This is a genomic window from Streptomyces sp. NPDC004065, assembly GCF_044903565.1.
GTDB lineage: Bacteria > Actinomycetota > Actinomycetes > Streptomycetales > Streptomycetaceae > Streptomyces.
Window position 1 is genome coordinate 64,273 of the sequence record NZ_JBJDQT010000008.1, and the last position, 12,058, is coordinate 76,330.

A 12,058-nucleotide genomic window follows, 5' to 3' on the forward strand; every position below is an offset into this window, starting at 1 on the left:
CTCTCCTCGGGATCCGGCCCGGCGACTCTGGCAGCTGTTAGACCGTACGTCAACAGGGGGTGCGGCGACGGGAATGTCCCACCCTGGGTAAGACCTGAGGGCTGCGACCCCTACGGTCCCGTAATACTCGAGTCGGAGGCGAAGACGGCTCTGCGGTCTGACGACTGGCGTGGCGCGCGTCACTACCGTCGAAGATGTGACTGTGATCGCGACCGAAAGCCTGAGCAAGCGGTTCCCCAGGGTGACCGCGCTTGACCGGCTCTCCGTGGACGTCGGGCCCGGTGTGACCGGACTCGTCGGCGCCAACGGGGCCGGCAAGTCCACATTGATCAAGATCCTGCTGGGTCTGTCCCCCGCCACGGAGGGCCGCGCGGAGGTGCTCGGCCTCGACGTCGCCACCAAGGGCGCCGCCATCCGCGAGCGCGTCGGCTACATGCCGGAGCACGACTGCCTGCCGCCCGACGTCTCGGCCACCGAGTTCGTCGTCCACATGGCCCGCATGTCCGGCCTGCCCCCGACCGCCGCCCGCGAGCGCACCGCGGACACCCTGCGCCACGTCGGCCTGTACGAGGAGCGCTACCGCCCCATCGGCGGCTACTCCACCGGCATGAAGCAGCGCGTCAAGCTCGCCCAGGCCCTGGTGCACGACCCGCAGCTGGTCTTCCTCGACGAGCCGACCAACGGCCTCGACCCGGTCGGACGCGACGAGATGCTCGGCCTGATCCGCCGCATCCACACCGACTTCGGCATCTCGGTCCTGGTCACCTCCCACCTGCTGGGCGAGCTCGAGCGCACCTGCGACCACGTCGTCGTCATCGACGGCGGCAAGCTCCTGCGCTCCAGCTCCACCACCGACTTCACCCAGACCACGACGACCCTCGCGATCGAGGTCACCGACAGCGACGAGCACCCCGACGGCACCCGCGCGGTGCGCGAGGCGCTCCACACGCGCGGCGTGCAGACCCAGGACGGCGCCGGACTGCCCGGCGCGGGCCACATCCTGCTGCTCACCGCGCAGGGCGAGGAGACCTACGACCTGGTGCGGGACGTCATCGCGGACCTGGGACTGGGCCTGGTGCGCATGGAGCAGCGCCGGCACCACATCTCGGAGGTGTTCCGCGACGGCGACGAGCAGCGGGACGGACAGCGTGACGAGCAGCGGAAGGAGGCGGTCGGCCATGGCGGTTGAGCAGCCCCTGCGGACACCGGCGCCGCACCCGGGTGACCAGACCCGCATCCACGACATCGGCTACCGCAACTACGACGGACCGCGCCTGGGCCGCGCATACGCCCGCCGCTCGCTGTACTCGCAGTCCCTGCGCGGTGCCTACGGACTCGGGCGCTCGGTGAAGTCCAAGGTGCTGCCGATGCTGCTGTTCGTGGTGATGTGCGTGCCCGCGGCCATCATGGTCGCCGTCGCGGTCGCCACCAAGGCCAAGGACCTGCCCGTCGACTACACGCGCTACGCGATCATCATGCAGGCCGTGATCAGCCTCTACGTCGCCTCGCAGGCACCCCAGGCCGTCTCGCGCGACCTGCGCTTCAAGACCGTGCCGCTGTACTTCTCGCGGCCCATCGAGACCGCCGACTACGTCCGCGCCAAGTACGCGGCGCTGGCCTCGGCGCTGTTCATCCTGACCGCGGCGCCCCTGCTGGTGCTCTACGTGGGAGCGCTGCTGGCCAAGCTGGACTTCGCCGACCAGACCAAGGGATTCGCCGAGGGACTCGTCTCCGTGGCACTGCTGTCCCTGCTCTTCGCCGGCATCGGCCTGGTCATCGCCGCCGTCACCCCGCGCCGCGGCTTCGGCATAGCCGCCGTCATCGCCGTGCTGATCATCTCCTACGGCGCGGTCTCCACGCTCCAGGCCATCGCCGACGCCCAGAACAACACGGGAGTCATCCCCTGGATCGGCCTGTTCTCGCCGATCACCCTGATCGACGGAGTGCAGTCCGCCTTCCTCGGCGCGACCTCCGCCGCACCCGGCGCCGCCGAGCTGGGCACCGGCGTGGGCGTCGTCCACGTCCTCGCCGTCGCCGGCCTCATCGCCGCCGCATACGGGCTCCTGCTGCGCCGCTACAAGAAGGTGGGACTGTGACGACCCTCAGCATCGACCACGTCTCCCGCTGGTTCGGCAACGTGGTCGCCGTCAACGACATCACCATGACGATCGGCCCCGGCGTGACCGGCCTGCTCGGCCCGAACGGCGCCGGGAAGTCCACCCTGATCAACATGATGGGCGGCTTCCTGGCACCCTCCACGGGCTCCGTGACCCTCGACGGCCGGCCGGTGTGGCGCAACGAGCAGATCTACCGGCACATCGGCATCGTCCCCGAGCGGGAGGCGATGTACGACTTCCTCACCGGCCGCGAGTTCGTCGTCGTCAACGCCGAACTGCACGGCCTGGGCGCCAAGGCCGCGCAGAAGGCGCTGGCCACGGTCGAGATGGAGTACGCCCAGGACCGGAAGATCTCCACCTACTCCAAGGGCATGCGGCAGCGCGTGAAGATGGCCTCCGCCCTCGTCCACGACCCCTCACTGCTCCTGCTCGACGAGCCGTTCAACGGCATGGACCCGCGCCAGCGGATGCAGCTGATGGAACTGCTGCGGCGGATGGGCGACGAGGGCCGCACGGTGCTGTTCTCCTCCCACATCCTGGAGGAGGTCGAGCAGCTCGCCTGGCACATCGAGGTCGTCGTCGCCGGACGCCACGCGGCCAGCGGCGACTTCCGCAGGATCCGCCGTCTGATGACCGACCGGCCGCACCGCTACCTGGTGCGCTCCAGCGACGACCGGGCACTGGCCGCGGCGCTGATAGCCGATCCGTCGACCTCCGGGATCGAGGTCGACCTGAGCGAGGGCGCGCTGCGCATCCAGGCCGTCGACTTCGGCCGGTTCACGGCCTTGCTGCCGAGGGTGGCACGGGACAAGGGCATCCGGCTGCACACGGTCTCGCCGTCCGACGAGTCCCTCGAATCCGTCTTCTCGTATCTCGTCGCGGCGTAGGAGGCCGAAGAATGTACGACCCCACAGTCGCCCGGCTCACCTACCGGGCCCTGCTCGGCCGCCGCCGCGCACTCATCCTCGGCGCGCTGCCGCTGCTGCTGATCGTGATTGCCGTGGCCGTGCGCGGTCTGACCGGAGCCGACGACCAGACCGCGGCGGACGTCCTCGGCGGGTTCGCGCTCGCCACCATGGTGCCGATCATCGGCGTCATCGCCGGCACCGGGGCCATCGGGCCGGAGATCGACGACGGCTCGGTGGTGTACCTGCTGTCCAAGCCGCTCAAGCGGCCGACGATCATCTTCACCAAGCTGATCGTGGCGATCGCGGTGACCATGGTGTTCTCGGCGGTGCCCACGCTGGTCGCCGGGCTCATCCTCAACGGCAACGGACAGCAGATAGCCGTCGCCTACATGGTGGCCGCCCTGGTCGCCTCCATCGCCTACGCCGCCCTGTTCCTCCTGCTGGGCACGGTCTCCCGGCACGCGGTGGTCTTCGGGCTCGTCTACGCGCTGGTCTGGGAGGCGCTGTTCGGCTCCCTGGTGTCCGGCGCGCGCACGCTGAGCGTCCAGCAGTGGGCGCTGGCCGTGGCGCACAAGGTGGCCGGCGGCGACATGGTGACCTCCGACGTCGGGCTGCCGACGGCGACGGTGCTGCTGGTGGTGGTGACCGTGCTGGCCACCTGGTACGCCGGGCAGAAGCTGCGGTCGCTGACGCTCGCCGGAGAGGAGTAGGACACGGCCTTGACGGAGGCTTCACCCGCCTTCGGCCACACTGGCCGCGAGGGACGCACCACCGGGAGGTCCGCAATGGTCGGCGACACATCCGGGGGCCGGGGCCGCGAAGGGGCCGGGGACGACTGGGACGACGTCGTCCTGGACGCCGGCTTCATCCGGGCCGCCGAGACCAGGGAGCCGTCCGCGCGGGCCCGGATGCTCGCCGCCCGCTGGCGCCGTGAGCGGCCCGAGCCCCAGCCGTGGCGCTCCGACGAGCCGCCCGCGGGGTGGTTCTTCAGCAAGGCCCGCCGCCGCAGGCGGCGTCGCGGACACTGACCGCGCGGGCCTCGCCGGCGCCGGGGCGGCCCCTGTAATTCGGTGGCGTGCGGGCCGCCCTGACGGCACAGTTGTGGTGCACAGTGAGTCCACAGCGCCGGTTCGTGACGGCGCCAGGATCCGGGAGAGGAGCCGGACCATGCCGATGCACGGCAGTGCGCCCGGCTCCCGGCAGGGCAGCCCGCGGCGGGCTCCGGAGTAGTCGCCACCGCTCCGTCGAGCCCGCCCCGCACGGGGAGCTGCCCGGGGCGGCCGCTTCGAGCACGCGAATGACTTCGCGTGGGCCGCCCACCCGGAGGATTGGCCGAGTGGCAAGGCACCGGCTTGCTAAGCCGTGGTCGGGTGGGAACGCCCGCGCACGTTCGATCCGTGCATCCTCCGCAGAGACCGCGACCGAGACCGAGGCCGGACCGGGACGGCGCGGGCGTCCGGCGAAGGCGCGGGCAGCCGCCCGGTCACCTCGGCAGTCGCCCGGTCATCCCAGCAGTCGTTCCAGCACCACCGCGATGCCGTCCTCCTCGTTGGAGGCCGTGACCTCGTCGGCGACCGCCTTGAGTTCCCTGTGGGCGTTGGCCATCGCCACCCCGCGGGAGGCCCAGGCGAACATCGGGATGTCGTTGGGCATGTCGCCGAAGGCGAGGGTGTCCCGCGGCCCGAGGCCCAGCCGGCGGGCGGCCAGCGACAGACCCGTCGCCTTGGACAGTCCCAGCGGCAGCAGTTCGACGACGCCCTCGCCCGCCATGGTGACCGAGACGAAGCCGCCCGCGGCCCCTGAGGCGACCTCGGCCAGTTCGTCGTCCGTGAGGGTGGGGTGCTGTATGTACAGCTTGTTCAGGGGCGCGCTCCACAGGTCGGAGGCGTCCGTGAACGGGGTCGCCGGCAGTGCGCCCCCGACCTCGTAGCCGGGGCCGACGAGCACCTCGCCGTCCAGGCCGTCGCGGCTGGCGGCCAGGTACAGCGGGCCGGTCTCCGCCTCGATCTTGGCCAGCGCCACCCCGGCCAGCTGCCGGTCCAGCGTGACCGAGGTCAGCAGGCGGTGCGCACCGGCGTCGTAGACCTGGGCGCCCTGGCCGCAGACGGCGAGGCCGCGGTAGCCGAGGTCGTCGAGGATGTGCCGGGTCCAGGGCACCGCGCGGCCCGTGACGACCAGGTGCGCGGCACCCGCCGCGGTGGCCGCGGCGAGTGCGTCGCGCGTGCGCCCCGAGACCGACTCGTCCGAACGCAGGAGCGTGCCGTCGAGGTCGGTCGCGATCAGCTTGTAGGGCAGCCCGCCGGCCCGCGCGCCGGGGGCCTCGGGAGCGGGGGCGCTCACCTGGACACCGGTTCCAGGACCTCCCGGCCGCCGAGGTAGGGGCGCAGCACCTCGGGCACCCGCACCGAGCCGTCGGCCTGCTGGTGGTTCTCCAGGAGGGCGACGATGGTGCGCGGTACGGCGCACAGGGTGCCGTTGAGCGTGGCCAGCGGACGGACGGTCTTGCCCTCGCGGACCCGGATGGACAGCCGGCGCGACTGGAACTCGGTGCAGTCGGAGGTCGAGGTCAGCTCGCGGTACTTGCCCTGGGTCGGGATCCAGGCCTCGCAGTCGAACTTGCGCGAGGCGGAGGCGCCGAGGTCACCGCTGGCGACGTCGATGACCCGGAAGGGCAGCTCCAGCGAGGTCAGCCACTGCTTCTCCCACTCCAGCAGCCGCCGGTGCTCCTCCTGCGACTCCTCGGGGGCCACGTAGGAGAACATCTCGACCTTGTCGAACTGGTGCACGCGGAAGATGCCGCGGGTGTCCTTGCCGTGCGAGCCGGCCTCGCGGCGGAAGCACGGCGAGAAACCGGCGTAGCGCAGCGGCAGACGGTCGGCGTCGATGATCTCGTCCATGTGGTAGGCCGCGAGCGGCACCTCGGACGTGCCGACCAGGTACAGGTCGTCCTTGTCGAGGTGGTACACGTCCTGGGCGGCCTGGCCGAGGAAGCCCGTGCCCGCCATCGACTGCGGACGCACCAGCGCCGGGGTGAGCATGGGGGTGAATCCGGCGGCGGTCGCCTGGGCGATGGCCGCGTTCACCAGCGCCAGCTCCAGCAGGGCGCCGACACCGGTCAGGAAGTAGAACCGGGAGCCGGAGACCTTCGCGCCGCGCTCGACGTCGATCGCGCCGAGCAGCTGGCCGAGCTCGAGGTGGTCCTTGGGCTCGAAGCCCTCGGCGGAGAAGTCGCGGATCGTGCCGTGCGTCTCCAGCGTGACGAAGTCCTCCTCGCCGCCGACCGGCACGTCCGGGTGGACCAGGTTGCCGAGCCGGAGCAGCAGCTCCTGGGTCTCCGCCTCGGCCGCGTCACGCTCGGCGTCGGCCGCCTTGACGTCGGCGGCGAGCTGGCTCGCCTTCTTCAGCAGCTCGGCCTTCTCGTCGCCGGTGGCCTTGGGGATGAGCTTGCCCAGCGCCTTCTGCTCGGCGCGCAGCTCGTCGAAGCGGACGCCGGACGACCTGCGCCGCTCGTCGGCAGACAGGAGGGCGTCGACGAGCGCGACGTCCTCTCCACGGGCGCGCTGCGACGCGCGCACACGGTCGGGGTCCTCACGGAGCAGACGAAGGTCAATCACGCGGTCAAGGCTACCGGTGCGCGCTCGTGCCTCACGACCCAGTTTTCCGAACCGCGTAGTACGTACCGTTATGGAGGAATTGCACCTCGTGTCAATAAGAAGCCACCCGGTACCTGGACGAGGCAGCGGGCGAGCGTGCGGTTGACTGGATTCCCTTGTGTGGAGCGGGACTTGGGGAGGTGGGTTGTCCACAGGGACGCGAGCCCTCCGAGGAGTTATCCACAGGCTGTGCGAAAGATCTGTGGACGCCGGAATTGATCACTCCGTAAACGGTGAACGGAGGGAGGAATTCCCGGTTCAAACCGCCCCGACACCCACTTTCGGGTGGAAAAGCATCGCCCCATAAGATGAACCAAAGGAAACAGGTGGACGAAGGGTGACCTGCGCGATCATGGGCTGGCTTGGGTGCTGAAGGGCGATTTGTCGACGAGATGGCACTTCCGTGTCGACTTGTCCCCAGGTCGATGCCCAGGCCTGTGGATAACTTCTGTGGACAACGGAGACCCGCAGGTGGCGGCTAGAAACGGCCGTCCTGGCAGCGCGCCACCCAGTCCGCCGCCGCCACGAACTCCTCGTCGGAGGTCCCCCTCAGCGGGGCCCCGACGTCCTCCGCCCGCACCTCCGCGCGCGGATAGGAGCCGAGGAAGCGCACCTGCAGGCAGATCCGCTTCAGCCCCATCAGCGCCTCGGCCATCCGCCGGTCGTTGATGTGCCCCTCGGCGTCGACGCAGAAGCAGTAGTTGCCGATGCCGGCGCCCGTCGGCCGGGACTGCAGCAGCATGAGGTTGATGCCCCGGGTGGCGAACTCGCCCAGCAGATCGCGCAGCCCGCCCGGATGGTCGTCGCGCTGCCACAGCACCACCGACGTCTTGTCCGCACCGCTCGGCGCGGCGGGCCGCGCCGGACGCCCCACCAGCACGAACCGGGTCTGCGCGTTCTCGGCGTCGTGGATCTCCGACTCCAGCACCTCGAGCCCGTACCGGGCCGCGGCGAACTCACCGGCGAAGGCGGCGTCGTAGCGGCCCTCCTGCACCAGGCGGGCACCGTCCGCGTTGGAGGCGGCCGACTCCCACACGGCGTCCGGGAGGTTCGCCTTGAGCCAGTTGCGCACCTGCGGCTGGGCGGCCGGATGGGCGGTGACCGTCTTGATGTCCGACAGCCGGGTGCCGGGCCTGGCCAGCAGCGCGAAGGTGATCGACAGCAGCACCTCGCGGTAGATCATCAGCGGGGCGCCCGCGACCAGCTCGTCGAGGGTGGTGGTGATGCCGCCCTCGACGGAGTTCTCGATCGGTACGAACGCGGCCTCGGCCTCGCCGGCCCGCACCGCGTCCAGCGCGGACTGCACGGACACGTACGGGACCAGCTGCCGGGTGGCCGCCTCGGGGAGGGTGCGCAGGGCGACCTCGGTGAAGGTGCCCTCGGGTCCGAGATAGGCGTAGCTCGCTGGCATGACTTCACCCTAGGCCCTGTCGTCCCCGGGGTGCTCATCCCTCCAGCAGGCGCTGCCCGACGTACTCGCCCTTCGCCGCCCCGCCCGGCACCGCGAACAGGCCGCTCGCCTCGTGCCGGATGTACTGCGACAGCGCGTCGCCCCGGTCCAGTTTGCGCTGCACCGGCACGAAACCCCGTAGCGGATCCGCCTGCCAGCAGATGAACAGCAGACCGGCGTCGGGAGCGCCGTCCGCGGTGAAGCCGTCGTGGTAGGAGAAGGGGCGCCGCAGCATGGCCGCCCCGCCGTTCTGGTCGGGCCGGGTGATCCGCGCGTGCGCATTGACCGGGACCACGTAGGAGCCGTCCTCGCCGGTCTTCTCCAGGTCCATCTCCGTCGTCTCGGTGCCCCCGCTGAGCGGCGCCCCGTCCGACTTGCGGCGGCCGATGACGCTCTCCTGCCGGGCGAGGGGCAGCTTCTCCCAGTCGTCCAGCAGCATGCGGATGCGGCGTACGACGGCGTAGGAGCCGTGCGCCATCCAGGCCGGCTCACCGCCGGCGGGGACGAAGACGCGCCGGGCGAAATCGGCGTCGGACGGCTTGGGATTGCGGGTGCCGTCGACCTGCCCCATCAGGTTGCGGGCCGTCATGGGGTGCGCGGTGGCGCCCGGTGAACGGTTGAAGCCGTTCATCTGCCAGCGGAGGCGGGCGGCGCCGCCCGCGTCCTTCTGGACGGCGCGCAGCGCGTGGAAGGCGACCAGCGCGTCGTCGGCGCCGATCTGCACCCACAGGTCGCCGTCGCTGCGGGCCTTGTCGAGGTGGTCGGAGGAGAAGTCCGGCAACGGGTCGAGGGCGGCCGGCCGCTGCCCCCGCAGTCCCGTCCGGTCGAAGAAGGAATGGCCGAACCCGAAGGTGATCGTCAGCGACGAGGGCCCGGCGTCGCGGGCCACTGCGGTGTCGTCGTGGGGGGCCGGCTCGCCCGCCATCAGCCGCTCGGCCGTCGCCGACCAGCGGCGCAGCAGTGCGGCCGCCTCCTTGCGGCCCGCGCCGGCCGCCAGGTCGAAGGCGGCGAGGTGGCCGCGGGCCTGGAGCGGGTCGGTGATGCCGGGCTGATGTTTCCCGTGAAACATCGCCCGCCGCGCGCCGAGCGCGGTGAGCGGGGTGGCGGCGGCCGGCGCCGTCGCATGGCCCACGCCCGCGCCCGCCGCGCCCAGGACGAGCCCGGTCGCGCCGGCCGTGCCCAGCAGGCGCCGGCGGGACACGCCTGCGCCGGACGAGCCGTTCCCGGAGCCGGACTGCCGGGGCAGGGCGGGGGCGGGAGCCTGAGGGGTGGACTGGTCGGTCATGGTGCGGTTCAGCCGATCTGCGCGTTCTTGGTGACGGTCACCTGGTCGATGTCGGAGGTCCGCACGGTCACGGCGATCCTCCAGTCGCCCGCCATGGGGATCTGCACCCCGCTGGCCGCCCAGTGCCCGGTGGCGATGCGGTCGGGCGCCACCGGCAGCGGCCCGATCTTCTTGGCGGCCAGGGTGAGGGCCACCTTGACCTCGGGGACGTCGAAGGCCTTGCCGCCCGGCCGCTGCACGTAGACATGCATCTCGTTGCCGCCCACCCGCGCGGGGTCGAGGTCGATCCGTACGAGGCCCTTGCCGTCGCGGCCGCCGGTGTCGAAGGGCATGTCCAGGGTGACCGCGCCCTCCGACGGGGAGGAGGCGGACGACGCCGCCGAGGACGACGTGGCCGCCTTGGCCTCCTCCTCGGTGCGTCCCGGCTCGGTCTGCGTCAGCGCGGTGGTGACGGCGAGCAGCACGACGGCGACACCGGCCTCCGCGAGCACGGAGCGGCGCAGCCGGAACCGGCCCGGGTCGGCGTCCCGCAGGCGCTTGCGCCGTGCGGCGTCCACGGCGGCCCGCTGCCGGGCGAGCTGGGCGGCCCGCCGGGAGCCGGACACCTCCGCCCGCTCCCCGGCCTTGTCAGCAGCCCGCTCCCCGGCCTTGTCCGCCCTGCCCGGGAAAGCCTTGTCCGTGCGCTCTCCGGCCGTCGTGCGCTCTCCGGTCGCCGTGCCCTTTCCGGCAGCGGCGCCCTTTTCGGAGGCCGTGCCCATTTCGGAGGCCGTGTCTTTCCCGGCGGTGACGCTCTTCGCCGCCGTGACGCCCTTCCCTGCCGTGACGCTCTTCGCGGCCTTCACCGATCCGGCCGCGGCTCCGGCCCCCGCGCCCGCATTCGCGGCCTTCCCGGCCGTCGCGCCCTTCGCGGCCCCGGCCGTCACCGGCTCCGCCAGCCGCCCGGTCCAGCGCCGGGAGGTCCAGGCGACGCCGACCAGCAGGAGCACCAGGGCTACCTTGGCCAGGAGCAGCTGCCCGTAGCGCGTACCGGTGAGGGCCGGCCAGGAGCCGACCTGGCGCCAGGACTGGTAGACCCCGGTGGCCACCAGGGCCAGTACGGAACCGAACGCGACCCGGGAGAAACGCCGTACGGCCCGCGTCTCGAGCGGGGTTTCCGCGGGCGCCCGGTACAGCGCCACGAGGAGGGCGGCGAGCCCGCCGAGCCAGGTGGCCACCGCGAGCAGATGCACCACGTCGACCGGCATGGCGATGCCCGGCTGCAGGCCCGTCGAGGCGTGCTCGGACATCGCCCAGCTCGCGGCGAGACCGGCGGCGACCACGGTGCCGCCGACCGCCAGCCCGAAGGTCAGGTCGCGCCTCTCCTCGTCGTCGCGTTTGTCGTAGGCGCCGAAGAGCACCGCGACGAACAGGGCGGCGGCGGCCAGCAGCAGCAGCCGGGAGACCAGGGCCGCCCCGGTCTTGGTCTGCAGCACCTGTCCGAGCAGGGCCAGGTCGAAGACGTCCGCGGCCTTGCCCGAGGTGGTGTACGAGCCGCGCAGCAGCAGCAGCGCGAGTGTGGCCGCGGTGAGGGCGACCCAGCCGGAGACCACCAGCCGCTGCACGGCGCGCACCCCCGCCCCGCGCTGCCAGCAGGCGAGGACGAAGGCGGCGCCGCCGGCCAGGACGGCGAAGCCCGCGTACGACACGTAGCGGCCCAGTCCGTACAGCCCGCCGACGACCCCGCCGCCCACGTCCTGGCCGCCGGCGGCGACGGTGGTCTTCGACGGGGCGCCGACGGAGAAGGTGTAGGCGCCGCCGACGGGGTGGCTGTCGGCGGACACCACCTGGTAGGCGACGGTGTAGGTGCCGTCGGCCAGCCCGCCGCGCAGCCGTACGGCGTACGTGGTCCCACCGGTCCCTGTGGGCTTGCCGGTGTCGACGCGCCGGCCGCGGGGGTCGAGGACGCGCAGCGAGTCGTCGTTCACGGCGACCTGTTCGGAGAAGGTCAGCGACACCTGGGTGGGCGCCTTGTCGACCACCACCCCCTGCTGGGGGTCGCTGCCGGTCAGCGCGGCGTGCGCGGAGGCCGGGCCGGAGCCGGCCAGGAGCAGGCCGGCGGCGGCCAGGAGCAGCAGCACCAGGGTCCGCAGGCGGGGGGCGGTGGTCCGGGTCAAGGTGGTCCCTCCCTCAGTGTCCGGTCGCGGGGTGGTACGTGGCCGACTTCACCGGCATCTCGACGCTGAGGGAGCCCGACTCGGCGAAGTGCAGCACCACGCTGATCGTGCCGCCCTGCTCCGGCCGGTGGGTGAGCCCGTCGAACATCAGGTGGTTGCCGCCGCTTTCCAGGACCAGCCGACCGTGGGCGGGCACGGTGAGGCTGCCGGCCTCGCGCATCGCACCGCCGGTGGTCTCGTGCACGGTGACTTTCTTGGCGTCGGCGCTGGTCACCGAGGTCAGCCGGTCCTCGGCGCCGCCCTTGTTGGTGATCGTCAGAAAGCCGGCCGCCATCGAGTCCGACACCGGCCGGGGCATGTAGGCGGAGCTCACGGACAGCTCGGGCCGGCCGTCGTGCGCGGGGGTGCCGGAGGCCGAGCCGCCGCACCCGCTCAGCAGGAGCGTTCCTGCCAGCGCACCGGCCAGGCCTCCCGCCATGAGCGGCACGCGGG

General features: G+C 72.1%; 11 protein-coding genes and 1 tRNA gene. 6 read left to right on the top strand and 6 right to left on the bottom strand.

What is annotated here, in order from left to right:
* The first annotated feature begins 157 nt into the window (after positions 1-157).
* The 6 genes from ACI2LW_RS11950 to ACI2LW_RS11975 all read left to right on the top strand — a co-directional run bounded on the left by ACI2LW_RS11950 (position 158) and on the right by ACI2LW_RS11975 (position 4,434).
* A complete protein-coding gene (locus ACI2LW_RS11950; RefSeq protein ID WP_404731170.1) occupies positions 158-1,189 on the top strand; it encodes an ABC transporter ATP-binding protein in 1,032 nt (343 codons plus the stop codon).
* A complete protein-coding gene (locus ACI2LW_RS11955; protein WP_404731064.1) occupies positions 1,179-2,096 on the top strand; it encodes an ABC transporter permease in 918 nt (305 codons plus the stop codon). The genes ACI2LW_RS11950 and ACI2LW_RS11955 overlap by 11 nt, the downstream gene beginning before the upstream one ends.
* Entirely contained in the window at positions 2,093-3,004 is a 912-nt protein-coding gene (locus tag ACI2LW_RS11960) for an ABC transporter ATP-binding protein (protein ID WP_404731065.1), read from the top strand. Before ACI2LW_RS11955 ends, ACI2LW_RS11960 begins: the two co-directional genes overlap by 4 nt.
* Positions 3,005-3,015: 11 nt before the next feature.
* Complete coding sequence (locus ACI2LW_RS11965; protein ID WP_404731066.1) at positions 3,016-3,735, top strand: ABC transporter permease subunit; 720 nt, start codon at positions 3,016-3,018, stop codon at positions 3,733-3,735.
* Between the two features lie 75 nt (positions 3,736-3,810).
* The gene (locus tag ACI2LW_RS11970) at positions 3,811-4,053 is read left to right on the top strand and encodes a hypothetical protein (protein WP_404731067.1); all 243 of its coding nucleotides are present in this window, start codon (positions 3,811-3,813) and stop codon (positions 4,051-4,053) included.
* Positions 4,054-4,347: 294 nt separating this feature from the next.
* Positions 4,348-4,434, top strand: a tRNA-Ser gene (locus tag ACI2LW_RS11975).
* A gap of 94 nt (positions 4,435-4,528) precedes the next feature.
* Here the strand turns inward: ACI2LW_RS11975 and ACI2LW_RS11980 are convergent.
* The 6 genes from ACI2LW_RS11980 to ACI2LW_RS12005 all read right to left on the bottom strand — a co-directional run bounded on the left by ACI2LW_RS11980 (position 4,529) and on the right by ACI2LW_RS12005 (position 12,044).
* Positions 4,529-5,365 (bottom strand): HAD family hydrolase, encoded by an 837-nt coding sequence (locus ACI2LW_RS11980; protein ID WP_404731068.1) that lies wholly within the window; start codon positions 5,363-5,365, stop codon positions 4,529-4,531.
* Positions 5,362-6,639 carry a serine--tRNA ligase gene (gene serS, locus ACI2LW_RS11985; protein ID WP_404731069.1) on the bottom strand — a complete coding sequence of 426 codons (1,278 nt, stop codon included), beginning with the start codon at positions 6,637-6,639 and terminating at the stop codon, positions 5,362-5,364. Before serS ends, ACI2LW_RS11980 begins: the two co-directional genes overlap by 4 nt.
* Before the next feature lie 517 nt (positions 6,640-7,156).
* Positions 7,157-8,089 carry a prephenate dehydratase gene (pheA, locus tag ACI2LW_RS11990; protein ID WP_404731070.1) on the bottom strand — a complete coding sequence of 311 codons (933 nt, stop codon included), beginning with the start codon at positions 8,087-8,089 and terminating at the stop codon, positions 7,157-7,159.
* Positions 8,090-8,123: 34 nt separating this feature from the next.
* The gene (gene efeB / locus ACI2LW_RS11995) at positions 8,124-9,413 is read right to left on the bottom strand and encodes an iron uptake transporter deferrochelatase/peroxidase subunit (protein WP_404731071.1); all 1,290 of its coding nucleotides are present in this window, start codon (positions 9,411-9,413) and stop codon (positions 8,124-8,126) included.
* A gap of 8 nt (positions 9,414-9,421) precedes the next feature.
* Entirely contained in the window at positions 9,422-11,566 is a 2,145-nt protein-coding gene (locus ACI2LW_RS12000) for a copper resistance CopC/CopD family protein (RefSeq protein WP_404731072.1), read from the bottom strand.
* A gap of 13 nt (positions 11,567-11,579) precedes the next feature.
* Complete coding sequence (locus ACI2LW_RS12005) at positions 11,580-12,044, bottom strand: copper chaperone PCu(A)C (protein ID WP_404731171.1); 465 nt, start codon at positions 12,042-12,044, stop codon at positions 11,580-11,582.
* Positions 12,045-12,058: the final 14 nt, after the last annotated feature.

Excerpts from the sequence above, each read along its gene's own strand:
- ACI2LW_RS11955 (WP_404731064.1), top strand. The coding sequence starts at position 1,179 with ATGGCGGTTGAGCAGCCCCTGCGGACACCGGCGCCGCACCCGGGTGAC.
- ACI2LW_RS11965 (WP_404731066.1), top strand. The coding sequence starts at position 3,016 with ATGTACGACCCCACAGTCGCCCGGCTCACCTACCGGGCCCTGCTCGGC.
- ACI2LW_RS11970 (WP_404731067.1), top strand. The coding sequence starts at position 3,811 with ATGGTCGGCGACACATCCGGGGGCCGGGGCCGCGAAGGGGCCGGGGAC.
- pheA (WP_404731070.1), bottom strand. The coding sequence starts at position 8,089 with ATGCCAGCGAGCTACGCCTATCTCGGACCCGAGGGCACCTTCACCGAG.
- efeB (WP_404731071.1), bottom strand. The coding sequence starts at position 9,413 with ATGACCGACCAGTCCACCCCTCAGGCTCCCGCCCCCGCCCTGCCCCGG.
- ACI2LW_RS12005 (WP_404731171.1), bottom strand. The coding sequence starts at position 12,044 with ATGGCGGGAGGCCTGGCCGGTGCGCTGGCAGGAACGCTCCTGCTGAGC.